Annotated in this window: 28 protein-coding genes; 22 read left to right on the plus strand and 6 right to left on the minus strand. The window is 59.1% G+C overall.

Annotated features, from left to right (window positions below):
• Nucleotides 1–4 precede the first annotated feature (4 nt).
• The 6 genes from M2332_RS08130 to M2332_RS08155 all read left to right on the plus strand — a co-directional run bounded on the left by M2332_RS08130 (nucleotide 5) and on the right by M2332_RS08155 (nucleotide 5,438).
• Nucleotides 5–301, plus strand: a complete 297-nt coding sequence (locus tag M2332_RS08130) for a hypothetical protein (protein ID WP_264573664.1) — start codon at nucleotides 5–7, stop codon at nucleotides 299–301.
• Between the two features lie 44 nt (nucleotides 302–345).
• Entirely contained in the window at nucleotides 346–843 is a 498-nt protein-coding gene (locus M2332_RS08135) for a hypothetical protein (protein WP_264573665.1), read from the plus strand.
• A 668-nt stretch (nucleotides 844–1,511) separates the two neighbouring features.
• Nucleotides 1,512–2,249 (plus strand): hypothetical protein, encoded by a 738-nt coding sequence (locus M2332_RS08140; protein WP_264573666.1) that lies wholly within the window; start codon nucleotides 1,512–1,514, stop codon nucleotides 2,247–2,249.
• 106 nt (nucleotides 2,250–2,355) lie between these two features.
• Nucleotides 2,356–2,535 (plus strand): helix-turn-helix domain-containing protein, encoded by a 180-nt coding sequence (locus M2332_RS08145; RefSeq protein WP_264573667.1) that lies wholly within the window; start codon nucleotides 2,356–2,358, stop codon nucleotides 2,533–2,535.
• Between the two features lie 232 nt (nucleotides 2,536–2,767).
• Nucleotides 2,768–3,628 carry a hypothetical protein gene (locus M2332_RS08150; RefSeq protein WP_264573668.1) on the plus strand — a complete coding sequence of 287 codons (861 nt, stop codon included), beginning with the start codon at nucleotides 2,768–2,770 and terminating at the stop codon, nucleotides 3,626–3,628.
• 190 nt (nucleotides 3,629–3,818) lie between these two features.
• Nucleotides 3,819–5,438 (plus strand): DUF927 domain-containing protein, encoded by a 1,620-nt coding sequence (locus M2332_RS08155; RefSeq protein ID WP_264573669.1) that lies wholly within the window; start codon nucleotides 3,819–3,821, stop codon nucleotides 5,436–5,438.
• Here M2332_RS08155 and M2332_RS08160 read toward each other — a convergent pair.
• Nucleotides 5,413–6,573, minus strand: coding sequence for a tyrosine-type recombinase/integrase (locus tag M2332_RS08160; RefSeq protein WP_264573670.1), 1,161 nt, complete (start codon nucleotides 6,571–6,573; stop codon nucleotides 5,413–5,415). The two genes, M2332_RS08155 and M2332_RS08160, sit on opposite strands and share 26 nt — an antisense overlap.
• Nucleotides 6,574–7,526: 953 nt before the next feature.
• Between M2332_RS08160 and M2332_RS08165 the strand changes: the two genes are divergently transcribed.
• Together M2332_RS08165 and M2332_RS08170 are read left to right on the plus strand one after the other, a co-directional pair.
• Entirely contained in the window at nucleotides 7,527–8,366 is an 840-nt protein-coding gene (locus M2332_RS08165) for a class I SAM-dependent DNA methyltransferase (RefSeq protein ID WP_264573671.1), read from the plus strand.
• Complete coding sequence (locus M2332_RS08170) at nucleotides 8,363–9,190, plus strand: hypothetical protein (RefSeq protein WP_264573672.1); 828 nt, start codon at nucleotides 8,363–8,365, stop codon at nucleotides 9,188–9,190. The genes M2332_RS08165 and M2332_RS08170 overlap by 4 nt, the downstream gene beginning before the upstream one ends.
• Before the next feature lie 250 nt (nucleotides 9,191–9,440).
• On the opposite strand, the gene M2332_RS08175 is transcribed toward M2332_RS08170, so the two are convergent.
• The gene (locus M2332_RS08175) at nucleotides 9,441–10,274 is read right to left on the minus strand and encodes a hypothetical protein (RefSeq protein ID WP_264573673.1); all 834 of its coding nucleotides are present in this window, start codon (nucleotides 10,272–10,274) and stop codon (nucleotides 9,441–9,443) included.
• Nucleotides 10,275–11,087: 813 nt separating this feature from the next.
• On the opposite strand from M2332_RS08175, the gene M2332_RS08180 reads away from it, so the two are divergent.
• Entirely contained in the window at nucleotides 11,088–11,681 is a 594-nt protein-coding gene (locus M2332_RS08180; protein WP_413715982.1) for an SOS response-associated peptidase, read from the plus strand.
• A 328-nt stretch (nucleotides 11,682–12,009) separates the two neighbouring features.
• On the opposite strand, the gene M2332_RS08185 is transcribed toward M2332_RS08180, so the two are convergent.
• The 3 genes from M2332_RS08185 to M2332_RS08195 form a co-directional block, all read right to left on the minus strand.
• The gene (locus tag M2332_RS08185) at nucleotides 12,010–12,174 is read right to left on the minus strand and encodes a hypothetical protein (RefSeq protein WP_264573674.1); all 165 of its coding nucleotides are present in this window, start codon (nucleotides 12,172–12,174) and stop codon (nucleotides 12,010–12,012) included.
• Nucleotides 12,175–12,404: 230 nt separating this feature from the next.
• On the minus strand, nucleotides 12,405–13,427 hold the full coding sequence (locus M2332_RS08190; RefSeq protein ID WP_264573675.1) for a phage portal protein: 1,023 nt from the start codon (nucleotides 13,425–13,427) through the stop codon (nucleotides 12,405–12,407).
• Nucleotides 13,424–15,283: a terminase large subunit domain-containing protein gene (locus tag M2332_RS08195; protein ID WP_264573676.1), complete on the minus strand. Its 1,860-nt coding sequence runs from the start codon at nucleotides 15,281–15,283 to the stop codon at nucleotides 13,424–13,426. Before M2332_RS08195 ends, M2332_RS08190 begins: the two co-directional genes overlap by 4 nt.
• 159 nt (nucleotides 15,284–15,442) lie before the next feature.
• Here M2332_RS08195 and M2332_RS08200 point away from each other — a divergent pair, with 159 nt between their 5' ends.
• The 11 genes from M2332_RS08200 (at nucleotide 15,443) to M2332_RS08250 (ending at nucleotide 21,784) form a co-directional block, all read left to right on the plus strand.
• Nucleotides 15,443–16,267, plus strand: a complete 825-nt coding sequence (locus tag M2332_RS08200; protein WP_264573677.1) for a GPO family capsid scaffolding protein — start codon at nucleotides 15,443–15,445, stop codon at nucleotides 16,265–16,267.
• Between the two features lie 48 nt (nucleotides 16,268–16,315).
• Nucleotides 16,316–17,398 (plus strand): phage major capsid protein, P2 family, encoded by a 1,083-nt coding sequence (locus M2332_RS08205; RefSeq protein WP_264573678.1) that lies wholly within the window; start codon nucleotides 16,316–16,318, stop codon nucleotides 17,396–17,398.
• A 50-nt stretch (nucleotides 17,399–17,448) separates the two neighbouring features.
• Nucleotides 17,449–18,234, plus strand: coding sequence for a phage terminase small subunit (gpM, locus tag M2332_RS08210; protein ID WP_264573679.1), 786 nt, complete (start codon nucleotides 17,449–17,451; stop codon nucleotides 18,232–18,234).
• Nucleotides 18,235–18,392: 158 nt separating this feature from the next.
• Nucleotides 18,393–18,872 carry a head completion/stabilization protein gene (locus tag M2332_RS08215; protein WP_264573680.1) on the plus strand — a complete coding sequence of 160 codons (480 nt, stop codon included), beginning with the start codon at nucleotides 18,393–18,395 and terminating at the stop codon, nucleotides 18,870–18,872.
• 8 nt (nucleotides 18,873–18,880) lie between these two features.
• Nucleotides 18,881–19,096, plus strand: a complete 216-nt coding sequence (locus M2332_RS08220; protein WP_413715947.1) for a tail protein X — start codon at nucleotides 18,881–18,883, stop codon at nucleotides 19,094–19,096.
• A gap of 2 nt (nucleotides 19,097–19,098) precedes the next feature.
• Nucleotides 19,099–19,434 carry a hypothetical protein gene (locus M2332_RS08225; RefSeq protein ID WP_181561015.1) on the plus strand — a complete coding sequence of 112 codons (336 nt, stop codon included), beginning with the start codon at nucleotides 19,099–19,101 and terminating at the stop codon, nucleotides 19,432–19,434.
• Nucleotides 19,435–19,437: 3 nt separating this feature from the next.
• Entirely contained in the window at nucleotides 19,438–19,890 is a 453-nt protein-coding gene (locus M2332_RS08230; protein ID WP_181561016.1) for a D-Ala-D-Ala carboxypeptidase family metallohydrolase, read from the plus strand.
• Nucleotides 19,887–20,378, plus strand: a complete 492-nt coding sequence (locus M2332_RS08235; protein ID WP_264573682.1) for a hypothetical protein — start codon at nucleotides 19,887–19,889, stop codon at nucleotides 20,376–20,378. Before M2332_RS08230 ends, M2332_RS08235 begins: the two co-directional genes overlap by 4 nt.
• A gap of 28 nt (nucleotides 20,379–20,406) precedes the next feature.
• A complete protein-coding gene (locus tag M2332_RS08240; protein WP_264573683.1) occupies nucleotides 20,407–20,604 on the plus strand; it encodes a hypothetical protein in 198 nt (65 codons plus the stop codon).
• Entirely contained in the window at nucleotides 20,604–21,122 is a 519-nt protein-coding gene (locus tag M2332_RS08245) for a phage tail protein (RefSeq protein ID WP_264573684.1), read from the plus strand. Before M2332_RS08240 ends, M2332_RS08245 begins: the two co-directional genes overlap by 1 nt.
• Entirely contained in the window at nucleotides 21,119–21,784 is a 666-nt protein-coding gene (locus M2332_RS08250) for a phage virion morphogenesis protein (protein WP_264573685.1), read from the plus strand. Before M2332_RS08245 ends, M2332_RS08250 begins: the two co-directional genes overlap by 4 nt.
• Before the next feature lie 159 nt (nucleotides 21,785–21,943).
• Here M2332_RS08250 and M2332_RS08255 read toward each other — a convergent pair whose 3' ends face one another.
• Complete coding sequence (locus M2332_RS08255; RefSeq protein ID WP_264573686.1) at nucleotides 21,944–22,768, minus strand: hypothetical protein; 825 nt, start codon at nucleotides 22,766–22,768, stop codon at nucleotides 21,944–21,946.
• Nucleotides 22,769–23,023: 255 nt separating this feature from the next.
• Here M2332_RS08255 and M2332_RS08260 point away from each other — a divergent pair, with 255 nt between their 5' ends.
• A complete protein-coding gene (locus tag M2332_RS08260) occupies nucleotides 23,024–23,917 on the plus strand; it encodes a baseplate J/gp47 family protein (protein WP_264573687.1) in 894 nt (297 codons plus the stop codon).
• A complete protein-coding gene (locus M2332_RS08265) occupies nucleotides 23,914–24,465 on the plus strand; it encodes a phage tail protein I (protein ID WP_264573688.1) in 552 nt (183 codons plus the stop codon). Before M2332_RS08260 ends, M2332_RS08265 begins: the two co-directional genes overlap by 4 nt.

The raw sequence follows: 24,465 nt of genomic DNA on the forward strand, positions 1-24,465 counted from the left end.
GCTCATGCCATTTATCGTATCACTCTATAAATATCTGATCTTCGGATTTTGCTTCATCATCTTGGTCGCCATCGTGCTTGGGCTCATGTTCGTGCTCAACAGTGGCAACGCAGGGATGGATGAGGTCACACCTTATGCGATCGCCACGGCCATCGCGGCGCTGATGATGCTCGTACTCAGCTTGGGCGCTATCGCTATCCTCATCTCGCTACACGATCGCCACCGCGAGATCGCAGAAGGCATCGACCGCGTCGCCGCCGCGCTCGAGCACTGGCAAGACAGAAGCGGACCTCAAGCGTGAGGAGGAGCAATGCGCATGTTGGTTGGGGGCTGGCATTCGTTGGAATGGCCATTGTTGTCGCCGTCTTCATTTATCTTGCTTTTAGTGCAGCCTCGTCAGTGCAGTCAGCCCCGGCAGCTTCGACCAATGACGCAATCGCGGAAGATGTCGATAATGGCTTGTTGGAGGCGCCGCCCTCAACAATCGAGTTGGACGCGGCCGAGGCAAGCGACGGGTCGCTGCCGAGCACCCTGCCTGCAAACATCCGCCAGTATCTCGTAGAGCGCTATTACAGTGAAACGGCCAACGAAAATGCTCAATGCGTTGGGGCCATCTGGTCATTCGAACCAGACGGCACGTTTGAGATAACGGCCGCGGATGATCGACAGATCACCCGAGGCCTATGGACCCTGAGCCGTGATCGCCTAGCGATGACCGAGATTTCTGTCACCGACATGGATAGCCAGACGATCAGGCCGGAAAGTGACGCTGAAATCAAGATCAGCTGGCATGACGGCATCCTCATCATGGGATCCATCGCGCTGTACTCGTGCCGTTTGTAGCCTTTGCTTCACTGCGACGCTCGTTGCCAGCCTGCGCGCTTGCGGGCTTTTGCCGAATGTCGGTCACAGCATATCATTAATAAGAACGCCGTTGAAGCAAATGGCAGCTAGGACTTTAATGTCCAAGGTAGCTGACACTCGACAATGTAAAATTAGCCGAAATATCAGGATAAAGGAAGTGAAAGACCTCCCCTTCGATGAGAGGGCGCCCGCTGATCGAAAGTGATGCAAAACGCTCTTTACTCGGTGTAGGAGCTTCCGCTGATGATCCGAAATCTAGGGCGCCACCCTTTTTCAGAATAAACGGCCAAACATCGTTCGAATTTGGATCGCCCCACCACCCAGCCGAAAGGATGTCCTCGTTCCAGCAATCATTTTCACGGACAGCTAGGTTAAGAGTGATGGTATCGAGCGGGGAACCGACGCACGTAAAAACTGCTTGAACGTACCGAGTGCTGGCTTTCGTACTGATTTCGACGTTACCCAATTTTCATCCCCCAAAATTTCGTCCTGTAGTGTGGATCGATAACTCAACACGGGACGACCATCGATATGGCCACTCTTTTGTCAACATGTTGCAGCCTGACCCGCCCCCTGCGTCGAAGCGACAACTTGCGAAACTGCGTTCCTAATGCGTAGGGAACAGATTTCAAAAACTCGGGGGGAAAATGAAACCGTGGATTTCTGCGTGGGAAGCGCTCACCAAATTACGTCACAACGAAATACACCAGGGCGAAAGTGGCATGTCGTCTCAGGAGGCGGAGACAAAGATCTTGCAGGCCCTTGTCAGCGGCCGCTTACGCGCGACCGCCCGCGTCATCGTGCAGGAGCATCATGACGGGACGCCTCCCAACTATCACGTCAAATCGGGGACTGAAACTCAGCTGATCTGCCATCCGAATGGTCCTCAAAACGAGTTTGCCATTTTTGATACAACGCTTCCTTTGGATTTCTTCGATGCTGAAAGCGGCTGGCAGCTTAAATTCAGCTCTTTTGAACTTGGGCGATTGATGTCTGTCAGGGCGAATGAGATCGGCGCAGGAGTCGAGGGCGGCAAACCTACTCATGTGGTCACGCGCCGTTATGTTGATGGGTTGCAAGTCAATGCAGCGAATCTCGAGCTTTTAATGGCACCCGCCGGACCTGTGACGATCGCACAAGAGGCGGCGTCTGACGGAAAAAAGAAAGGGCAGAAGCCCTTAGGAAGACCCATGCAGTCAGCCGATTGGATGGAATTCTGGCTTGTGATTTTGCGACTCCAGAAAGAAGGTAGGCTCGATCGCTCGAAGCTGGAACATAAAGAGGCGGTTCTCCGCATCGTCCAACACGAATTAAACTTTAAAGGGTTGAGTGAAACGACCTTGCGAGTACCCATTAGCGTCATTTGGGACAAGATCATGACCTGACGCCACCCAGAAGTAATTTTAATAATCTGTTTCTGAAATGGAAAACTCGAAGCTTCTGCCATCTCTCCATTCGTTCGCAGCATCCCGCTTCGGACGAATGGAGAAAATGAAAATGCCACCTAAGACAATCACAGTTGCCAAGTTTTGCCAGCTTTCAGGCATCGGCAAAACGCTGACCTACGACCTGATCAAAGACGGTCGTCTGCGAGTGCTCAAGATCAACCGACGCACCCTGATCACAATGGAAAGCGTCGACGCTCTGCTTGGGCAACCCTCCAACCCGTAAATGACAATGGCCAGCTGCATTAGCAGCTGTGCTTTCTTTGCGGTGCTCTCTCAAAAGACCGTCTGAGCGCCGCTTATCAACAGCTCTGAATCTACTCAACCGTGTGAATGCGTTCGCCCGGTGTGAGGAGAGCTGTAATTAAAGGACTATGAAGAATGTCTCGAATTCCCAGGTTGACTACATTTCAGGATGAGCTCGATGCGCCAATTAGTCATGTGACTGGTGACGCAGAATGAGCATGGATGATCTCCCTGAGCCGTCGATGCAGTATCGGCCTGACATCGCAGGCGACTGTAGTCGCTTTGAAACACCAGAAGAGTGCCGCCAAACTGATTACAGTCGGGCTGTATCCCTAATCAAAACCGCCAAGCGCCATCCCCACGAGGTAAATCCACGAGCCGCCATTCGCTTGGCTCGCATCCTGCAAGAAAACTGCGAAGGGACTCCGACGTTAGCCTCTCGACGCTTTATGAGAGATACTCGCATTCGCGTATGTGGCGCACTGTGGCAATTTATTGCCTCTGAAGGGATGACAGCGCGCGTTGCAACGATTGCTCCGAAGAGCTGGCGACTGTCTCCAGATGCATTGGTCACCCAGGCCCCTGAGAGGCTGCTTAGCCGCGTAAGATCCGATCTCTACAAGGTTGGGGCCAACTCTAAAGATTGCTGGATGATCGGCATATTGCACGGCGAATATGAAAGGTCGTCTCAAACCTTTCTCCCGCATCTGCATTTAGCAGCAAATCCCAAGATGATTGAGATGATCGACCGTCTTAGAAGCCTGCCCAATTACTCGGGATCTCCGATACACGACGAAGCGCAGACTCGGGTTCATCATCCGATTCAGGTAAAACGGAAGCCTCTGACAAATCTTCCAGTTCCGCTGACTTACTTAGCGAAATCTTACTGGCCGGCTCGAACTCAGTTCAAATCCGCCTCTGGAAAGTATCAGATCTCTACAGTTAAGCAAAAAATTCCTGAGCCATATCACTCGATGCTTCTGCTCTGGCTCGACCAATGGACAATGGACGACGTCACGCTGTTGATTGGCCTTCGCACGTCCAAAGCCGGCCTCATCCGAACTTCGCGCTAAACGAACGAGAACTCAGAAATGGTTAAATCAAGCTCAGTGGTCTCCAACGAGGCCATGGATCAGCACTTTTGCGTCAAAAATTCGACAACACTGCATGTGTGGTTGCCCGATCATCATGAGCGGCAACCGCTGTGCATCACACTGAACGCTGACCCTGGGGAAACTGGGGAAATCCAGGGAGGGCGGCGCCATGGCTGATGCCACCAATAAAATCGCTTTCCACGATGCGGAGGGGCGAACTGTTACAATCCTCGGATTAGCATCGGGGCCAGAGCGGTATTTCGAAATAACTTTTGACACGGACTCGGCCATCATCCCGCAATCGCTGTTTGCAACTGTTCGTAAGGATGGGGCGAGGGCTGAACTGACCGATCTAGGCATCAATGTGACAGATAACCGGACTTGGTCACAAATTTGCACGGCAGTGAACAAGATCACTGAGTATGTTCCACAAAAGTTGATCAAGGCTAGCGGTTGGAACGACAATCATTTCGTGTTTCCTGACGGCAAAATTGTGTCGCCGCGCGGACAGCCTCGAGGGAAGGTGATCTTTAGACCCGAGCACACTACTAAACGATGCCGAGGCTTTGTAAGAAACTGGCAGACTGCGGTAGCCCTCCCCCTGACCGGCCAAACCATACCGATGATCGCGGTCATGGCTGCGTTCGCCTCTCCACTTTTACGCCTAGTGGATATCGGCGGCAATTTTGGTCTCGAGATTTGGGGTGGGCCAGGGACAGGCAAGACGACATGCCAAAAGATTGCTGCATCGGTAATCGGAAGCCCTGCGGACCACCTTGATTTCAATGTGACAATGGCAGGTCTGGAAAATGAGATGCCGAGGTTCAATGACCTGCTCATGGTGATCGACGAAGCCAATTTGGCAGCGAAGGGGATGCAATTCTTGGAAGACCTTTCTTACAAAATGGCTAATGGGCGCCAGAAGAAAACGGCCTTCAATCGCAATTCCGCTGTCTACCGGTTCGTCTTCTTAACATCGGCAAATCAGCCTTTCTCGAAAACGATCGACCGTAACGCGATCACGGATGCCGCGCTGCAACGACTTCTGCCAATCCAGATACCTAGCGACAGTGAGTTTGGTGTCTTCGATTTCCTGCCGGCCAACATTACCAGCTCGAAGGAGCTTGCCACGGCCATAGAGGGAGCAATAGCCAAAAATTACGGCACTCCGATGAAGAAGTTCATCAAGCATTTAGTTAGAGCGAAGGCGGACAATCCCGACATTAAGCGACGCATACTCGATTTCGTGACCCAGTTTGAGGAGCGTGCTGGAGTCTTGGATACGGTTAGGGGTGGATCGCGCGCATCCTTCGCCTTCGGCCTGATGCGGGCTGCAGGTGAGTTAGCGAAAGAAGCCAACATATTGCCTCCGTCCTGGGATTGCCAAGCCGCGGCGCTATCCTGCTATCGTAACTATTTGCACCAGCTCTCTGCCCTGGTTCCTTTGGAGGCCGTGCTGACTGAAATCCTAGAAAGGCCAGAAACCTTGAGAGTAACTGCTGGCAGCCTGCCGTCCCTTAACGATCAGCAACTAGCTAAGGCAGGTGCTTTCGTGAAGGTTGGGTGCAAAGGCCTGGAGATAATGGTAACCGTCACGACAATGGACCGGCACATGCCGCAGTGGCACGCTCATCTCGTTCAACCGGACTTCGAGAAGTTCTATGTCCGCGATAGGGATCACCTTTGTAAGAAACGAAACGTCCGAAAGGGCCGCTCAGATCGCCTGCTTTGTTTTAAACTTCCTGCTGATCACAAAATCGCGATCAAATTTGGCGGGAACAGTATTTAGCCCAAGCATCCATGAGGTCGCGCCGCTTATCCAGGGCGCGACCTCTTCTATATGCCCGCTCGGTTGCTGACTGGATCGTGTGTGCGAGGGACATCTCGACTTCTTCGCGACCAAAGTTTGTCGTGTCCCCGGCCCAATCTCGGAAGGTCGAGCGAAAGCCGTGGACGGTGATGTCGGTCCTACCCATGCGCTTTAACAGCTGTGCCATCGACATGTCAGACATTGTCCCACCGCGCGGCGCTGGGAACACCAACTTATCCGCTATCACATCGTCAGGTTTCACGCTTCTGAGCACCGCCAAGGCTGAGGCACTCAGTGGCACCTGATGCGTTTCGCCAGCCTTCATTCTTTCTGCAGGCACCGTCCAAAGGGAATTTTCCAGGTCGACCTCGCCCCATGTCATGCCGCGCGTCTCGCCCGAACGAGCTGCAGTCAGAACTGTAAATTCAAGTGCACGCGCTGCCATAGCGGGGCGGCTTGCGAGCTCCGTCATAAATGCCGCAACTTGATTGTGCGACAGCGCCGCATGGTGGCGCACTTCGGTCTTGCTCCGCTTGGGCAGCAGCAGGTCTAGATGCCCCTTCCCTCTAGCTGGATTGTCTCCGTCGCGAAGACCTTGCGCTTTTGCCGCATCGAGGATCCGTTCAATGCGGCCACGAAGCCTGGAGGCTGTCTCGGCTTTGGACAACCAGATCGGCTTCAACACCTCCAGGACATGCTCCGCCTTGACCTCCCCTATCGGCAACTCGAACATCGGAGCCGCATAGGTAGTGAGGGTGCTTCGCCACTGCTGCCGATGCTTGGGATTCTTGAAGCCGTCCTCGATGGAGTCTAGAAGCTCGATGGCGAACGCCCCGAACGTCACCTCTGGCTTCTTGTCGACTTTGACGGCCTTGCGCGCAGCAATTGGATCGATGCCATCCAGATACTGAGATCGGGCGGCTGCTGCCTTTTCCCTGGCTTTGGCTAAGGAAACATCCTGCACTGAACCAAGGCCCATTTCTCTTCGCCGGCCATTCAGCCAGCAAACATAGAGCCAGGATCGTGTGCCCGAATTCCTCACGCGCAAATAGAGCCCGCCGCCATCCGAGTAGATGCCGGGCTTGATGATTCTCTCGACCTGTTTGACGTTCAATTTGTTTCGAGCACCCATGAGCTGAAGCGCTATGAGAGCCGGAGGGCGGGATCAAGTCATAAAATTGGTCATAAAACCGGTCGAGGTTTGAGGCGCTTTCCGACGAATGCCCGCGGACGCGCGCATCGGTATAATTCACAGAATTCCTTGGATTTTTGTATTCGCGATTGATCGGGAAAGATCGCTGAGGTTCAGGATCTGGCGGAGCGGGAGGAAACCGCACCATACATGTTAAAATACTGTTTTATATGGACATTATGAGATCAGTCTACCGGCAATCTGTCAAATGCCATATCAAACACCATACGCAATGTTAGTGGCGTTTGGCGCAAGCCTCGGTGTAAACGAGACGCTCTACCAACTGAGCTAATCGCCCCCTCACGGGAATTCCCGCGCTTTCTAGGTTTTCCTGCTGCAGGTCAAGGGTACATAAGCGGAACAGAGCGGATACATTTGGCCGTAGCCGGACCTGAGAGTCCCGAACTATTCCCGAAGTCCGAAGAACGTTGGCTCCCCCGAAATCGAGAAATAGCGCTCGTCCAAGTCGGGCGTCGGTTTAGATCACCGCCAGCGTCGCCAAGTAGGACAAAGCCGTCATTCTCGCCTACCGACGCCAACGGCGGCTTTCGACAGGAACAGACATCGGGATGATAATCGGTCTCGCAACTGAGACGATGAAATAGTGGTGAGCCCCTGCTCTCCAGATTTTAGGACAGCCTACTCATAGAAATGGCCCTGTCTGATCCAGGTTTCGGAAGAGATTTAGAATGAGTGCGCCTGTGCTGGCTGACAGGCGAACAGACGGGGCATCTATGACTGCGTTTCCCCGATTCCCCTGCCCAGTTTCTGCTTGATGCAGTGCTTCGTTTTTGAGAGGCTGGCCATCGGGTAACCGGGGGCAGTTCGGGAGCGTCAGCAAGTCGCCTGCCGTCATATTAGGTCGGAGACTAAGGGTGGCGGGGCAACCTCAATTGCTGGAACGTGTCTACGAAGATCGAGCCAGTCTCTTAGACCAAATCAACGGCGTCTCGCCTTGGCATCGCCTCCACCGGCTCCGGATCGGGCAAATATTAGCTCCATTCGTTCGACCTACGTGCCGAGTGCTTGATCTTGCATCTGGCACGGGCATGGCGACCCGTGCCTTCGCCGGTCAGGTTGCGAGCCTCGTCCAAGTCGACCTTTTGCCGAAGATGATCGACCTAGCGAGAGCCGCATCGACAGCGCCACCCAAGGAAGGACAAGTGGAGTTCGTACGCGATGACGCAGTACATTTCGCCGAGACGACACCCCGGAAATTCGACTTGGTGGTGATGCACCAAGCATTAAACTTTTTCGAAGATCCCGAGCGGCTGTTCGCGGCGATCTCACGTATCATGGCGGATGATGGCATGTTCATCTTCGACATCGACGGACGCCTACGCTGGTGCGTCATCGAGGCTCTAAACGGACACATCGAGAATGCCCTTACCATCGCTCGTGATGGCTTCGATCGCGACAGAAACATTGTCGGAGCCGAATACCGCTTTTGGGATGGAGACGAAATAGAGGCTCTGCTGCGACGCGCGCGGTTATTGCCCAGCATCCTACAGGGCATTGGCTATGTTGCACCCTATCTTCACGTGTTCAATTCGTCGGCCGAATTCCTATCTCCGGCAAATCTCGACCCTCGCGCAGCGCGATATTTGGACGATAGAGAGTTCGAAAAGCTTGTCGAGCTGGATCGACACTTCGAAGGGTGCCTTGAGAAGGATGCTGCGGGTTGGCTCGTCTTCGGCGCTAGGAAATTGGCATGAGAGAAAAGACTCTTTTTGCCATTGGACTGATCATGGCCGTCGTATTGGCCGTGATTGGGATATTTTTTCCCCAGCGCGTATGGGACGTCATCACCCTCACATTCCTGACCACGATTCTCACGCTCAACATCCAATTATATTTCCACTTAAAGGACGGCGACCCATTATTTGGCCGGCCCATCAACGCTCTCCGGTCACGTGGAGAAATCGGAAAACAAACTGCCGAAATGCTGACTTGCCTCGCCGATGGGCTGGACAAGAACGACCCTTTCATCACGCGGCAGATAGAGATGTTCGTACGCGATGCGCGAGCGACTACCCGGTCGCTTAACGATGGTGTCTTGGCGATTGACCTGCGGCCGGGGGGGATGTTCTTCCGTGAAACCGACGCGGTCGATTTCGCAGTCAGTCGATTCCGTGCAACCAGCCTTGTGGACATCGACAGGTATTGGAGCGGCGCGCCGGGGACGCGGCTTATCAACAAGGGGCGGGCCAAAGTGCAGAGCGGGGTCGTCATCGAGCGTCTGTTTATGGAGTACCGCGACAATTTAGCGGCGGCGGAGGCATGCCGTCAGCGTAATCTCCAGAGCGGAGTACGGGCAATGCTGGCGATCGCCGATGATCTGGATGCACGCCTGCTGCGTGATTTTGCCCTTATCGACGATGCCTTGGCGGTCGAGTTGATTCTTAAGAATAGGGAACCAGTGGAAGCCATCTACTACTCCCGGGCCACCCCTGACGGACGAAGGAAGATCGCTGAGCTGGATGCAGTCTGGAAGGAACTGATGGGCTGCTGCGTGCTGGATTCGACCGCAGCGGTCTAGGCGTTGACGTAGTCTGCGGGAGCGGCGCCGAAGCCGAGCAGCGGGTAGCGCGAACGGCCGCTTTCCACGTGATCGGACGTTTATCGATATGGACTAGCACGACCGGCTCTGGTCGAATGGGAACAGCAATTTCCTAATTTGGCGATCGACTGAAAGCACGGCGCACGGATCGGGCGCTCCCAACGCAACAGCCCTCCGCGACAAGCGCTGGAGGGCTTCGCAAGCGCAAGATCGATCCGACTACGTCGGTTTAACGAACCGTGAAATCGAAGATTCTGGCAGTCATGGCACCATTGGCGCCGCCGCCGGCAAGCGAATAAATGAAACCGTACTCACCCGGCTCTAAATTCTCGCTAGGTTCGATCATGAAAACGCCGGGTCGCATAGCGGTATGCGAGAACATAATCCGGTCTTTGTCCATGACACCTGTTTTGGCACCGCCGATGTTCACGCTTCCTACGCGGGCCTCGCGACGGTCATCCTTTTTAGTAAGACGAATTAGGGTCAGCTCGGCGGGCGAATTGATCACGGTGTTCAGGCCGCTAGCCCAAGCTCCCGCGCCGTCACCATTCGACTCGCTGGAAAAGAAGTAAAATCGAGGCTTAGTTGAGACAGGCACACGCGAGGTTTCATTTTGTACCACGGCCTTGACGCTCATCGAAGCGAGCCCGCCTGTCAGCGCATAGCCGAAGATGCCGCCGGTTTTTGCTTGATTGGTTACCGTCGCTTCCATTCGCTGCATGCGAGGCGTACCACCATCCGCGTAGAACACATAGAGACCTGCTGGATGGGAAACCATCGGGTCCGGAGAATCGAGCGAGGGCTCAACTTTTGCCACATAGCGATTGCTGATTGCAGCCGCGATCACGGCCGATGAAACCCCCATTCCTTTCATCTCAATCATCTCGTCGGTCGAAAGGTCAAAGTCCACCTTGTCGGCCTGGATCTTGGCAATAACCGCATCGTCTCCAAGTCCGAGCTTTGTCAGTTGAAAGACGGCATCCCGGTTGAGCGGTTCTGCCTGCAACCATTGCGGCGTAAGAACAAAAGCAACCGCCACGCAACTACGCACCAAAAATTTCATATCCCCCCCGTAGGCAAGTGTGCCTAAAACCCATGCCTACCCGACATGTTTCGACAGAACTGTTGAATCTCAATGAGCAAGTCAACAGAGTTTGCCAGGCGCCAATCCCAAGCGACCGACTTTGACGATTGCTGGGCGAGATAACCTCGCTCACCTAAACTCCGTAAAGCACTCTTGGCTCAACCTCATCGTGATGCTTCTCCGTGTCCCTAAGATGGGGGTCGGGAAAACCATAACATTCATAACATGCACACAATTTCAAATAGTTACCCAATAACATCTACCATAATATTACCATAACCTGATTATGCCTTATCGAACTGATGTGCGGCTTTGAAAAAGTCCTTTGTTTTCAGAGGCATTATGTTTTGACGCCGCTGAGGTTATCAAAGATTATGGTTGAACCATAACTGCGTAAAAGGCAGATTTTAGCGGGTTACAGCGCAAGCTGTTCGCGATGTTATGAATGTTATGGTTTTCCCGACCCCGCCCACCAGCCTTGAGCTGAAGAGTGGAATTCAGAATTTAGGATTTGTACCGGCAGACGGGAAAGATTGACCCTTATGGCGGTCAAACAGGCGCGAGCGTGCATGAGAATGCATCTGCGTAGAACCCACTCAATCGGCAGCCTCGCCCGGCTCTTAGGCCGGCTTTCGGCGCTTTCGAAAATGCATCAAAACCGACATGCAAAGCGCGCGGGCGAGGCGGGGGGAAAAGCGCGTTTCGCGGGGGTCCGGCGCGCTGGGCCGGTTGGTCAGGCTAGGGATCGATGCTAGGCTCGAGGTCAGCCGCTGGCATTGACGGGAGGTCGCCATCTGCAATCACTTCCGGACCGATCCTTCCAAGCTCTCTACATGGGCGCAGTCTATCGGCGCCCACCGTCCCAAGCCTGAGCCGCAAGCGGCTTCCGAGGATATCTGGCCTCGCAAGCCCGCCACCGTGGCGCGCAACAGCGAAGGGCGAACCATCGTTGATCAGATGATCTGGGGTGTCCCGCGAAAGATGCCCGGCAAACGCCCCAGCACGACGATCACCAAGCACATCACCAACGTCCGCAACCTCGATAGTCCGTTCTGGCGATCGATGATTGCGGCGCCGGCGCAGCGCTGCCTCGTGCCATTCACGCAGTTTGCCGAGCCGAAGATCGGCCAGGGCCGGGAAGAATGGTGGTTCACGATCAAGGAGCAGCCGGTGTCATGCTTTGCCGGCATCTGGCGGCCGAGCGAGGCGGGCATCGTATTCGCGTTCCTCACCTGCGAACCCAATCCGCTGGTCGCCCCGCTTCACCCCAAGGCCATGCCAGTCATTCTGCAGCCCGAGGACTATCAGACTTGGCTGACCGGTGATCTCGATGCGGCGCGCGCCCTCGCCCAGCCCTTTCCCAGCCAGCTTATGGCGGTCACCTGAGCCTCAGGTCCGGTATCTCCGCAGCGCCTTCTTCCAGACCAGCTTATCGGGAAGTGGGAGCTGGATTGTCTCCATGTCCCTGCTGGTCTCGATCAGCACTGGCCGCACGCGCCGACCGCGAGCAGCCGAGCATCGCCGGCAGTAAAATCGCGGTCTGGCTTCGCGAAACGTGTCGTTCCAGTGGCGCTGCTGAAACCACCACCACAGACCATGCGGATCGAACGGCGCCGCATGTCCGCACCGGCACACCACGCGCACGGCATAGTGCCATGCGGCGGCCTCGAAGATGCACGTTGCGACCCTTAGATCGCCCACATAGCGGGCCACCTCATCGCGCAGTGTTCAGCAGCTTCGCGCAAACTATCGCGCCGAACATAAACGGCCCTTCGTCCCGCGCGCCCGCGCGGATCTCATCCAAAAACTGGCGGTTACCGTGGCCGCGCTCTTCCAGCGCCTTCGCGACCGCGTCGCGAATGTCGTCAATTCGTTCCATGTGCATATCTCCTGATGCAGAACATATGCGGAACATCGTCTGATTCGGTCAATGGAAGAATCGCGGGAAACTTGGCTGGCGCGACGAACTGGCGTAAAAGCGAAATTGCAGGTCGCCGACTCTGTTGGCCCTGCTTGGCGGTGCCCATCCCCCCCGGATATAACCGCCAAGAAAGAGGGGCGTCGCTCTGCGGCGCCCCTCCATTCTTATCCGGTGCGTCGATGTGCCAGTCACATATCGCGCGGCCGGAACCGTACAACCTCCGCCCCGACTGCCTCATTCAAATCGAGAAACACCGACTGCAGCGGCGCCAGCTCCAGCTCGAAAAACGCGTCCGTCGCCTTCGTCACATCGCCAAAGCCACCCGCGTTCGCCGGCACGATGCCGAGCAGCTGCGGCGGCACCCGGTGCGCGGCCAGCACATCGTCCCGCGTGGTGTTCTTGATGCCGAGAAATTCATCACTGGCGCCCATCTGCGCGATCGGCAGCAGCTTGATCCCATTCTCTTTCCCGTTGGGTGAGTGCACGAACAGATTGCGGAAATTGCCCGGCCCGCGCGATTTCTTGAGGGCGCTGCGCATCGCGTCCACATCGCCCTCGGCAAATTCGCCGGTGGCATACATGATATAGCCCGCGTGGCTCCCGTTCTCATAGTAACGCCGGCGGAACAGAGTGGCGTTCTCATTGAGCAGCGCGGACTGCAGCGCTGAGATATACTCCGGCACGCCATAGATCTCCTGATTGAGATCGGGCGCCAGCAGCTGGTGGACGGTCTCGAGCGGGAACTGCTCTTCATTCCTGAAGCCCGGCACCCACCAGAAGGCGCCCGGCTCAATGCCCCGGCGCGTATATTTGGCAAGCGGATGATCGAGGCGCAGCAGATCGCCCAGGCGGTTGCGGATCGCCTGCGCATAGGCATTCCCGAGCACGAGATAATCGAGCACCATGCCGGCGAACACCTTACGGCTCAGCCATCGTGTCGGCTCGAGGCTGGCGGCCAGCATGTTGCGCTTGAGCATGATCGCGCTGGAATGGTGCGGCGACGCGCGAAACGCGCGGGACAGGCCATTGAGCGAAATCGGCGGCTCATACCAGCGGCCATTGTGCCCGCATTCCATCATGTCGAGCATCGTCGCGCGGCTCAGCACCGGCTCGGGATCCCCGAAGCTGAAGGCTTGCACCTCGCCTGCCGTCGCCGCCGTGGCGGTGGACAGGGCACGTGCGTTCTGGCGGCGGGACCGGCGCTTGCTCATTCGATTATCTCCATTGTGCCCTTGGGCTTTTCTTTGCCGTCGAGCGGCTCGTTCATGAGGATGTGCATCGTCGCCCAGGCGAGATCCGCGTGGCCATCATTGCCGCCGCGCCCGGCCTTGAACGTCATGCTGCGCCCGCTGGCGGTGAGGGTCTTTTTGACCGAGACGAACGACGAAACGAGATCGAGCATCGCGGCATCGAACGCGAGGCGGCCCCGGCGCACCACATTCTGCGCCTTCATCACCATCTGGGCTTTCAGCTCGAGCGAATATTCGATCTTCGCGACCGTGCAGCCGGGCATTGCGCCGACCTTGGCGAGCAGCTGGTAGACGCCCGCGCCCACGCCCTTGGCGTCGACGCCGAGATAGGTGCAATGGTATCGGCTGAGCATCGCCTTGATGAACTCGGCCTGCTGCTCGAAATCGAGGCCGCGCAGCTGGTGGCGCTCGAGGATCCTGAAAGGCTCGCCTTCCTTTTCCGGCGGCGCCGCGATCACCAGCGCGGCATTGTCGCCGTCCTCGCTCTCCTGCGGATCATAGCCCGCCCACACCCGGCGATTGCCATAAGGGCGCGGTGCATCGGGATCGAAATCAACCCACTCGACCAGACTATCGCAGCCGCACGCAATGAGATCATTGAAGCGGAAGGCCGAAAGGCTGTCATCCACGAACTCGCACAGGAACAGGTTGGCGAACTCGTCGGGCGCATATTCGTCCTGCAGCTCCTCGATATCGAACAGGTCGCACCCGCCGGCCTCGGCATCGCGGATATTGACGATGTGGCGCCAAACCCGATCCGGCCCGACCGACCCCACCGCAAGCGCCGCATGGCTCACATCAATCTCGATCCGGTCGGCCTTTTTGCGCCGCTTGTTCCGGCGCTCGCCCGTCCAATAGGGATAGGCCGGATGCGCCACGCTCGATGGCGTGGAGAAGTAGGTTTTGCGCCATTTCTTGTGCGTCGCCATGCCCGAGGCGACCTTGTTCAGCTCCTCGAATGAGTGGACCCAAAAGAACTCGTCGAAATAGAAATTGCCGTGGCGCCCTTGAGCGGTGCGGAAATTGGTGCCGAGATAATGCAGCTCGGCCGCCGCTTCCTCCGCCGGGCGCAGATCCGAGGTGATGAGCATCGGATCGCCGGTCAGCGCCACGCCGACCAGCTTGGCAAAGCTCACAATGTAGCTGCGGAACTGGTGAGCCTGCGCCTTGGAGGCCGAGAGGAAGATCTGGTTGCGCCCGGTCTCGATCGCATCGATCAGCGCCTCGAACGCGAAATAATAGGTCGCACCGATCTGGCGCGACTTGAGGATCATGCGCGTGCGCTGATCCTTCGCCTCCCACCACTGCGCCTGATAGTCGTAAAGCCCTTCGAGGAAGATGCGCTTCAGCTCGGCGGCCTGCTCTTCCGTGAAGTGGTTCTTGCGCGCCTTCTTGCGCGGCCCGGCATTGCGATTGGCGACCTTCTCGTTGAGGTCGCCCTCATGGCCGCCCTCGGCCTGATAGCGGCGCACGCGCGCCATGGCGGTGATCGAGCGTGAGAGCGCGTCCAGCTCGGCCAGATCCGCGTTGGACTTCTTCTCCTTGGCGACCAGCACCATGAACCGGCATTCGAGGCTGTCCTCGATCTTCTGGATCGAAGGCGCATCATCCCAGCGGTCGCGCTGCTTCCAGCTCTCGATTGTAGCGCGCGGGATCGCGCCACCCTTGTCATTGACGATGCCGTGCAGCGCGAACTCGTCCGCGATCTGCGCCACACCCCAGCCCCGCCAGTAGAGGCTGCGCGCATGCCGGCGCGGATCGAACTGCCAGAAGCTGGGCGGCCCTGCAGGCGCAGTCAGAGGTTGGGCAACGGTCATCGCCCCAGACCATGCCGCTCGCGCCGATCAGATCACGGCTCACCATCGGGCGAGAAGCTCTCGCCCGATGGACTGGGTTGAGGATTGAGGGCCGCGCAGCCCTTCTGGGCGGGTTGAGCGAACCTCACCCCGATTTCAGACCGCAAGGGAACCCGCCCCATGGCCAAGAGCAAGTTTTTCCGCATCGCCGTTGAAGGTGAAACCGTCGATGGCCGCGTGATCGAGCGCAAATGGCTGGAGCAGATGGCCGCCAGCTACGATCCCAAGACGTACACCGCACGGATCAACTGCGAGCATATCGCCGGCTACAGCCCGGATAAGCCCTTCAATGCCTATGGCACCATTCTCGCCCTGCGGACGGCTGAGGTTGAGCTGCAGATCAACGGCCAGACCGTGAAGAAGCTGGCACTCGAGGGCGAGATCGAGGCGAACGATCAGCTGCTCGCCATCAACAAGGCCGGCCAGAAGCTGTTCACCAGCTGCGAGATCCACCCCAATTTCGCCGACAGCGGCAAGGCCTATCTGGTCGGCCTGGCTGTCACCGATCAGCCGGCATCGCTCGGCACTGAGCCGCTCAAATTCGCGGCCATGGCGCGCCCCAACTTGTTCACCACCGCGCTCGAAACGTCGATCGAGCTGACCGCCGAGACGCTTGAACAGGCGGGGCTTGTGGACGCGATCAAGAATGGCATCGCAACCGGTCTGGCATCGCTCTTTTCGCGCGAGGAAAAGCCCGGCGAGGCGGCCGCCAAGCCGAAAGAGCAGCAGCAGCCGGCCAATGACAACGCCTTTGATGTGAGCGCCTTCGCCACAGTGATGGGCAATCAGATCGCCGCCGCCGTCAAGCCGGCCAATGACGCGATCGCGGGCCTCAATGCCCGTTTCGATGCGCTCGATGCCAAGCTCGCAAACACCGAGCATCCCGGCACGTTCACGCGCACGCCTGCCACCGGCGGCAGCGGTGCGGTGGTCACGGACTGCTGATCACACGCCCCGCCCCCCCTCCCGCACCCGCCCCACTGGAGCCTGACCATGCGTAACGAAACCCGCCTCCTGTTTGCCGCCTATGTGAGCCAGATCGCGCTCATCAATGGCGTTGCCTCGGCTGAAACGAAATTCACCGTCGCGCCCGTTGTCGAGCAGAAGCTCGAAGAGAAGATCAAGGAATCGAGCGACTTCCTTGGTATGATCAACATTCAGCCCGTCGTGCAGCAGAGCGGAAACAAGGTCGGCGTCGGCGTCACGCGGCCGTTGGCCGGGCGCACCAACACCGCCGGCGGCAATCGCCGCACGCCCACCGATCCCACCGACACCTCGGACGAAGGCGGCTATTTCTGCCGGCAGACCAATTACGATCATGCAATCCCCTATGCGAAGCTGGACGCATGGCGGCACAAGCCGGAGTTCCAGACCCTCCTGCGCGATGTGATCATCAAGCAGCAGGGCCGCGACCGGATCATGATCGGCTTCAACGGCACCTCCGCCGCCCCAACCACCAACCGCGCCGACAATCCGCTTCTGCAGGACGTCAATGAGGGGTGGCTGCACAAGATACGCACCAAGGCGCCCTCGCGTCATCTTGAAGACGGCGCGCTGACCTCGGGCGGCACGCAGGCTATCTACGTCGCATCCGGCGTCGACGTCGTCAACGGTGCTGGCACCAATACGGACACCGCCAAGGCCGACTATGCCAATCTCGATGCGCTCGCCTTCGACGCGCTAGATCTGCTCGACCCCTGGCACCGGGGCGATACCGATCTGGTGGTGATCGTTGGCTGGCAGCTGGTGAAAGACAAATATCTCAACCTGCTGCAGGCGGCGGGCGACACCGCCACCGAGCGCGAAGCGGCCCATCGCATCCTCACCTTGCCCAAGCAGCTCGCCGGCAAGCGCGCCATCATCGTCCCCTTCTTCCCGGAGACGAGCCTGCTGGTTACCAGCCTCGATAATCTCTCCATCTATTGGCAGGAAGAGACGCGCCGCCGCCACATCCGCGATGAGCCGGCGCTCGACCAGATCGAGAATTACGAGAGCGTCAATGAGGACTTCGTGGTCGAAGATTACGGCCGCTGCGCCCTTGTCGAGAACATCGTGATGGGCGCCAAGCCGGACTGATCCGCCAGCGCCCTTCCACCGCATTCGCTCCAACTGACAGGACACGCACCATGAGCCTCGCTCGCCGCCACAGGGACCGCATCCTTGCTGCACAGACCGTTGCGTCCGCTCCCAATGTTGGAGCGGGCACCCCCGCCGCCGCACCTCTCCCGGCGGCGGGGGGATCGCCTGCTGATCGCGCCTCCGCCCAGATAGCCATGCGCCTCACGCACGATCTGCGCCGGCTTAAAGAGATCCGCGCGGTGAGCGGGAAGATCGCCGCCAAGCGTGAAATGATCCCGGCCTATGTGAATTGGGTGAAAGGCCTGCTCGCGGCCGATGCCGGCGTGGGCACAGGCACCTGCGCCGAGGTGCTGCCAACTGTGATGGTCTGGCTGATCGATATCGGCGAGTTTGATGACGCGCTCGAGCTGCTGCCCTTCGTGCTGCGCCACAAGGTCCAGATGCCGGCGCGTTACAATCGCGACGCCGCCACGATCGTGGTGGAAGAGATCGCCGAGGCCGCTCTCAAGGCGCACGCCGCAGATCAGGATCTCGATTTGTCCGTTCTGCTGCGCGTCGATGATCTTACCGATGGCATCGACATGCACGATCCCGTGCGCGCCAAGCTGGCGAAGGCGATCGGCACGCAGCAGCTGCGCCATGCCGAGGACATGGAAGCCAATGCCGATGGCCGCGCCTTGATCGAGGCCGCGCTCGCTTCGCTGCAGGCAGCGCAGGCGCTCAATGATCGCATCGGCGTGAAAGACAAGATCAAGCGCGCGCAGAAGCTGCTCACGGCGCACGACGCTGCAGCCGCTGCGCCCGCAACCGAGACTGGCGGCCCGGCCGCCTGACAAGCTCGCCCCCGGCGCTCGGGGGCGGATCGCGCGAGGCGGGAGGTTTTCGAACCGAAGGGCCGCCCTCTGCCCCGATCCTCACCCCCGTAAGCCGGCGAGAACCAAGAGGCAGACATGGCGGCCCCCGTCACACCCCCGATCAGGCAGATCATCACATGAGCTTCGTCGCCAAGCCCCCGGCGCCCGAGAGCGGCCCGCCGCCAGCAGAAACGGTCATCGAGAATGATGGCTTCTTCCCCGACATCGATCCGCGCGAGATCCGCGAGCTGGCGCGCATCACCTCGAGCATCACCGCTCCCCGCCTGCGCGGCGCCATCCTCGCCGCCATGGATGCAACCGAGATCGATCTGCGCGCATGGGTGGCCGAGCACAAGGCGCAGGGGCACGAAACGCTGGCTGACATTCCCGCGCCCCAGCTGGGCGGCGAAAGCCGCAACCTGATCCGCTATCGTCGCATCATCGCCTTGCTCGCCAAGGCCGAGCTGATCGATCGCCACCGCGACTTCGACACCACCGCCGCCGGCGCAGGTCCGGGCGATGAACTCGATGAGAGTGTGCGCGAGCTGCGCCGCGATGCCGCACATGCGATCCGCGACATGCTGGGCCGCACGCGCACCACCGTGGATCTCATCTGATGGCGCGCATGCAGCCCCTCACGGCCCGACAAGGCGATACCGTGGACGCCCTGATCTGGCGCGAGGCCGGCCTTGGGGCCGGCTCGATCGGCGCCGTGCTCGATGCCAATCCGGGTCTGGCTGATCGCGGCCCGATCCTCCCGCTCGGCACCGTCGTCATGGTGCCGATTTCCAAGGCGCCCGAGGCAACCCGCCAGCGCCCTCTCACTCAGCTCTGGGACTGATCATGGACCCTAAATCGATCCTGCCGGCCGCCATCGAAACGATCAGCTCGCTCACGCCCGCACTCATCGGCTCTGCCGTCGCCCAAGCGTGGAAGCCGGGCCTGAGCTGGCGCCAGCGCTTCGTGCAATGGGTGGTCGGCTCGACGGTGAGCTACTACGCCACGCAGGGCATCGTCGCCTTCACAGGCTGGAATGAGTTTGTGGCGCAGTCGATCGGCTTCGGCATCGCGCTGGTCGCCTTCGACGCAACGCCACGCGTGATCGCCTCGGCCTCTGACACGCTCACCCATGCGCCGGCCCGGCTCTCCGATCTCATCTTTGGCAAACGGAAGGATTGAGCCATGCAGCTCTCGCCGAACTTCTCTCTGGCCGAATTCACCGCCTCGGCCACCGCCAAGGCCCGGAAGATCGACAACAGCCCGGATGCGCAGCAGATCGCTGCGATGCAGCTGCTATGCGCCAAGGTGCTCGAGCCGTTGCGCGCGCAGTATGGCAAGCCTGTGCGCGTCACCTCTGGCTATCGATCGCCGGCGCTTTGCGTGGCCGTGGGATCCACGGTCAAAAGCCAGCATGCGCTGGGCGAAGCGGCCGATCTGGAGGTGGTCGGTGTCGATAACTTCACCGCCGCCACTTTCATTCGCGATGCCTTGCCGTTCGATCAGCTCATTCTCGAGAATTATGTGCGGGGCCAGCACGATAGTGGCTGGATTCATGTGAGCTATCGCGCCGGTCGCCTGCGGCATGAGGCCCTCACTTATTCGCGCCGCACCTATTTCACGGGTCTTTTGCCATGAAGGGGGCGCTCGGGATCCTCAAAGCTGGCTGGGCCATGCTGAGCGGCTCGCGTGAGACGCTGATCCTGCTGGGCCTCGCCGGCGCAGCAGCCGGGCTTTACGCCTGGGGGGCAAGCGGCCGCGCCGAGCGCGACCGCCTCGAGGCATGGGCGCAGCGGCTCTGCCTTGCCGCCGGCGGCGAGTTCACCGGCACCAAGCCCAAGGGCAAAGCCAAGTTGGACGGCTGCACCGCGCTGGTGGCGAGCCATGCCGCATACAAGCGGGACTCGCAGAGCGCCACCGCCGCCACCCTCGCCCGCGCGGCCGAACGCACACAGACGAAAGCCGCCGCCGATCGCACCCTTGCGACCGCGCAGGCCAACCGCCGCACCGCCGCCACTCAAGCCATGGAGACAGCAGATGAAACTATTGCGCCAGATGATCGCGTGGGCGGCGATTGGTTCGATCGCCTCAATGAGCTTGCAGGGCTGCGCCCGGCATCAGACTGACACAGCGCCTGCCGTGATTGCCGTGGAAGTGAAAGACACGCCGCCGACCGATCTGCTCGCCTGTCCGGCCACGCCCGCGCCATTCCCCGGCGATGCATCGGCCACAATACCGCCGGCGGTGCGCGCGGCGCTCATCGCCCTTGCCACGGCCTATGCCGACACGCGCGACCAGCTGCTGCGCATCATCCGCTGGCACGAGCCGGGCGCCTGCGAGGGTCCGCGCTGATGAAAAAGCCGGCGAGCCTCCGGGCCCACCTCACCGCCTATCTGCCCGAGCTGCAGACCCACCCGGATCGCCTCGCCATCTATGTCGAGAGCGGCAGCGTCCGCGCCCTGCAGTCGCGCTCCCATAGCTTTGAATATGTCTACAAGCTGCAGGTGGGCCTTTGGGATTTTGCCGGCTCGGCCGATAGCCTCATGCTCCCGCTGCTGATCTGGCTGGAGACGGAACAGCCCGAGCGGTTGCGGGATCGCGATGCAACGCCCTTCACCTTCGAGGCCGAGCTGCTGGACAGCGACACCAGCGATATCCTGATTTCGATCGATCTGACCGAGCGCGTGATCGCCACGCCCCGCGCGGACGGCACCGGCTTCGACCTTGAGCATCCGGCTGAGCCGCCCGTGCCCGAGACGTTCGCCGGCGTCGATAATCCGTTTCTCCAAGGCTGGGGCGGCACCGAACTGCTCGTGGCAAGCGGAGCGCCTGGCGTCATATTGACACCCGCAATCCCGCCAGACGCATGAGCGAGGAACTGCTCGAATTGGAGGCAATGGCCGGTGCGATCGTGCGAGCGCTGAGCGCCGGCGAACGCCGCGCGATGCTACGCAAGATGGCCCAGCGCCTTGCCTTGAGCCAGCGCCAGCGCATCGCCGCCCAGCGCCAGCCCGATGGCAGCGCCTTTGAGCCGCGCAAGCAAAAGTCACCTGCCATTCCCTCGCGCGGCCCGGCATGCTTCCTCTATCCGTCCAACGGCGGCGTGCGCCGCGTGATCATGCGCGGCTTCTCATGGGACAGCGAGCGCAAGATGACCGGCTTCGATATCGAGGCTGGCGGCATTCGCTCTTTCCACTTCGACAAGGTGGTGAAGTGGCTTCCCGTGCCCGAGGAGTATCGCGGCAGCAGCGGCAGCCCCTTGCGCCGCAAGGGCGGCTTGCGCCGTCGCGCCATGTTCCGGCGGCTCTCATCGGGCCGCTATTTGCGCTCTGGCGTGGACGATCGCGGCTTTTGGGTCGGCTTTAGCGGCAAAGCGAGCGAGATCGCCGGTATTCACCAGCATGGCTTGCGCGATAAGCCATCGCTGCGCGCTCGTGCGATTTCCTATTCCAAGCGCGAGCTGATTGGCGCGACTGAGGCCGATCGAGAAATGCTGATCGACATGCTCTATCATCAGCTCGGCTCGACCTGATTGGGGCGGGGGCCGACAGCTTTCGCGTCCGCTGTCGACATCATCAAAGGCCGAATAGCGTGGCTACAACCCACCAGCATATTCTCTTCAAGCAAGAATGCTGTCATTTTAATGTAGTGCCGTTCGTCTCCTACATGGACAAAATCGTGCGATCGGCGCTTATCTAGTTTTTCCGTTGACCTGCCATGCTGTATGCGTCTGGCAGCGTAATTTAAACTTGGCGCTGACCGCTACGTCTATTCCGACGGCGACCTTCATTGCATTTGATGACAGCGAAACCAAATCGTCTAGATCAAATCGAAGTAGGTCGCCAATCTTGTAAGGAAATTTCTCTACTTTTCCAACACGGCCGGCAAATATTTCATTTACAACACCACCGTTGTGCACATTTATATTACGTGCTTCGACGAATAGCCTTAACAGACCCCGTTCATTGTTGTCATTGAACATTTTGATGCCAAGCCGCTCGTCAAAATACTTCTCCATGTCGGTCAAGCCGCCGTACGACAACTCGTTGATTTTCCGATCGACGATAAATGACACTAAATCCTTATGCTTGGTAAACTTAAGGATATCATCAAATTTAATAGTCTGCGATGACGATAAGATAACGGGCTTTTTTAAAGCAGCACTTTGAATAATTGACGAAAAGTATCTCTGAAATGAATTAACTATTCCATTCGTCAAGTTTTGAGAGAGAATTTTAGAGTGCTTTTGAAGTTTCTTGAGCACTAAATTGGGTTCATCGATTGATTTTTGATATCTTCGTCTCTCGTCTTCGCTCTGGGCGCCGGGCATCAGGGCCTTTGCTGCAGCAATTCGGGTTTGATCGACCTGTCCCACCAGCTGGCAAACGAAGAAGAAAAAATCGGTATGAGAACGAAACTCATTGAGGAATTTGCTGAAATCTTGTGTGCAGCGGGTACTACCTTTGGGAAGAAACACTTCCAATTCGTTGATCGATTCGTCATCTTGATCGTTCATCCATATATTATAGCACTCTCGCAATGCAGCGCCACCACTGAGCAGATGTCCGGAAGCGCTGATGCTGCTTCACAACCAGCTCCTGATTTGAGGGGATTGAAGAGACGCTTCTACGGCCAAGATGGCTTCGTGTCGGATCAGTCCGTTGAAAACCTCAGAACCGGACTAATGATAGCCATATTCGCCATAGGGTGAGAGCGTCTCGCCCTATGCACCTCGTAGAATAGCACGTCCGCCTCGGCCGAAATGGCCGGCATGGCTGATGCAACCTTCACTGCGGTCGATCTCTCGCGCCTTCCCGCGCCCGACGTGATCGAAAAGCTCGACTTTGAGACGATCCTCGCCGATGCGGTGGCGCAGATGCAGGCGCGCATGCCTGACTTTGAGGCGCGGGACAGCGACCCGGCCACCAAGCTGCTGCAAGTCACCGCCTATCTCGCCCAGCTGCTGCGCCAGCGCGTCAACGACGCCGCCCGCGCCGTCATGCCGGCCTATGCCACCGGCGCGGATCTCGACAACATCGCCGCCCTCTTCGGCATCGCCCGCCTCACGCTCACGCCCGCCAACACGGAGCTGGGCATCCCGGCCGTCATGGAGAGCGATGCCGATTTCCGCCGCCGCATGGTGCTAGCGCCCGAGGGCTATTCGGTCGCCGGGCCGGAGGGCGCCTATATCTTCCACGCGCTGAGCGCAGATGCCGATGTGCTGGACGCCAGCGCGACCAGCCCAAGCCCCGGCGAGGTCATCGTGTCCGTCCTCTCGCGGCAAGGCGACGGCACCGCATCGCCGGCGCTGCTCGCCACGGTGGCGGCCTTTGTGTCGGATGAGACGCGGCGGCCGCTCACCGATTTCGTGAGCGTCCAGTCGGCGCAGATCGTGCCTTATGCGGTGCAGGCCACACTCACCACCTACAGCGGGCCGGATGGCAGCGTGGTGGTCGAGGCCGCGCGCCAGCAGCTTGAGGATTATGTGGCGGCCAGCCATCGCCTCGGCCGCGACATCACTCGCTCCGGGCTGTTCGCCGCGCTCCATGCCGAGGGCGTGCAGAATGTCGTGCTCACGGCGCCGGTGGCGGACGTGATCATCAGCCGCACGCAGGCGCCTCACTGCACCGGGATCTCGCTTACCTATGCGGGCACCGGCGAATGACCGTGCCCAGCATTCTGCCATCCGGCTCAACGCCGCTCGAGAAGGCCCTCGAGCAGGCGATCGCCGCCGCGCTCGATATCCCGGCACCGATCCGCAATGTCTGGTCGCCGGATCAATGCCCGATCGAGTTGCTGCCATGGCTGGCTTGGGGCCTGAGCCTCGATAACTGGTCATCGGACTGGTCGGAGGCGATCAAGCGCGAGCGTGTGCGCAAGGCGATCCCGATCGCGCGGCAGAAGGGCACCGCCGCCAGCGTGCGCAGCGTGGTGCAGAGCTTTGGCGGCTCGGTCGCCATTCGCGAGTGGTGGCAGCAGGAACCTCGCGGAACCCCGCACACATTCGAGCTGCTGCTCAATCTCGAGCAGGCCGGCGCCCCGGCGAGCGCTGCCTTTGTGGATCAGGTCATTGCCGAGGTGAGCCGCGCCAAGCCGGTTCGCGCGCACTTCACATTCACCCAGGGCATCACGGCACGCGGCGGCATTGGCCTCGTCGCGCGCGCGAGGCCTGCTCTGCTCGCCCGGCTCAGCTGCGCCGCGCCGGCCGCCTAA

Source organism: Sphingobium sp. B11D3A, assembly GCF_025961695.1.
Lineage (GTDB): Bacteria > Pseudomonadota > Alphaproteobacteria > Sphingomonadales > Sphingomonadaceae > Sphingobium.

Excerpts from the sequence above, each read along its gene's own strand:
- M2332_RS08130 (WP_264573664.1), top strand. The coding sequence starts at position 5 with ATGCCATTTATCGTATCACTCTATAAATATCTGATCTTCGGATTTTGC.
- M2332_RS08135 (WP_264573665.1), top strand. The coding sequence starts at position 346 with ATGGCCATTGTTGTCGCCGTCTTCATTTATCTTGCTTTTAGTGCAGCC.
- M2332_RS08140 (WP_264573666.1), top strand. The coding sequence starts at position 1,512 with ATGAAACCGTGGATTTCTGCGTGGGAAGCGCTCACCAAATTACGTCAC.
- M2332_RS08145 (WP_264573667.1), top strand. The coding sequence starts at position 2,356 with ATGAAAATGCCACCTAAGACAATCACAGTTGCCAAGTTTTGCCAGCTT.
- M2332_RS08150 (WP_264573668.1), top strand. The coding sequence starts at position 2,768 with ATGAGCATGGATGATCTCCCTGAGCCGTCGATGCAGTATCGGCCTGAC.
- M2332_RS08155 (WP_264573669.1), top strand. The coding sequence starts at position 3,819 with ATGGCTGATGCCACCAATAAAATCGCTTTCCACGATGCGGAGGGGCGA.
- M2332_RS08170 (WP_264573672.1), top strand. The coding sequence starts at position 8,363 with ATGAGAGAAAAGACTCTTTTTGCCATTGGACTGATCATGGCCGTCGTA.
- M2332_RS08175 (WP_264573673.1), bottom strand. The coding sequence starts at position 10,274 with ATGAAATTTTTGGTGCGTAGTTGCGTGGCGGTTGCTTTTGTTCTTACG.
- M2332_RS08185 (WP_264573674.1), bottom strand. The coding sequence starts at position 12,174 with ATGGAACGAATTGACGACATTCGCGACGCGGTCGCGAAGGCGCTGGAA.
- M2332_RS08190 (WP_264573675.1), bottom strand. The coding sequence starts at position 13,427 with ATGAGCAAGCGCCGGTCCCGCCGCCAGAACGCACGTGCCCTGTCCACC.
- M2332_RS08195 (WP_264573676.1), bottom strand. The coding sequence starts at position 15,283 with ATGACCGTTGCCCAACCTCTGACTGCGCCTGCAGGGCCGCCCAGCTTC.
- M2332_RS08200 (WP_264573677.1), top strand. The coding sequence starts at position 15,443 with ATGGCCAAGAGCAAGTTTTTCCGCATCGCCGTTGAAGGTGAAACCGTC.
- M2332_RS08205 (WP_264573678.1), top strand. The coding sequence starts at position 16,316 with ATGCGTAACGAAACCCGCCTCCTGTTTGCCGCCTATGTGAGCCAGATC.
- gpM (WP_264573679.1), top strand. The coding sequence starts at position 17,449 with ATGAGCCTCGCTCGCCGCCACAGGGACCGCATCCTTGCTGCACAGACC.
- M2332_RS08215 (WP_264573680.1), top strand. The coding sequence starts at position 18,393 with ATGAGCTTCGTCGCCAAGCCCCCGGCGCCCGAGAGCGGCCCGCCGCCA.
- M2332_RS08220 (WP_413715947.1), top strand. The coding sequence starts at position 18,881 with ATGCAGCCCCTCACGGCCCGACAAGGCGATACCGTGGACGCCCTGATC.
- M2332_RS08225 (WP_181561015.1), top strand. The coding sequence starts at position 19,099 with ATGGACCCTAAATCGATCCTGCCGGCCGCCATCGAAACGATCAGCTCG.
- M2332_RS08230 (WP_181561016.1), top strand. The coding sequence starts at position 19,438 with ATGCAGCTCTCGCCGAACTTCTCTCTGGCCGAATTCACCGCCTCGGCC.
- M2332_RS08235 (WP_264573682.1), top strand. The coding sequence starts at position 19,887 with ATGAAGGGGGCGCTCGGGATCCTCAAAGCTGGCTGGGCCATGCTGAGC.
- M2332_RS08245 (WP_264573684.1), top strand. The coding sequence starts at position 20,604 with ATGAAAAAGCCGGCGAGCCTCCGGGCCCACCTCACCGCCTATCTGCCC.
- M2332_RS08250 (WP_264573685.1), top strand. The coding sequence starts at position 21,119 with ATGAGCGAGGAACTGCTCGAATTGGAGGCAATGGCCGGTGCGATCGTG.
- M2332_RS08255 (WP_264573686.1), bottom strand. The coding sequence starts at position 22,768 with ATGAACGATCAAGATGACGAATCGATCAACGAATTGGAAGTGTTTCTT.
- M2332_RS08260 (WP_264573687.1), top strand. The coding sequence starts at position 23,024 with ATGGCTGATGCAACCTTCACTGCGGTCGATCTCTCGCGCCTTCCCGCG.
- M2332_RS08265 (WP_264573688.1), top strand. The coding sequence starts at position 23,914 with ATGACCGTGCCCAGCATTCTGCCATCCGGCTCAACGCCGCTCGAGAAG.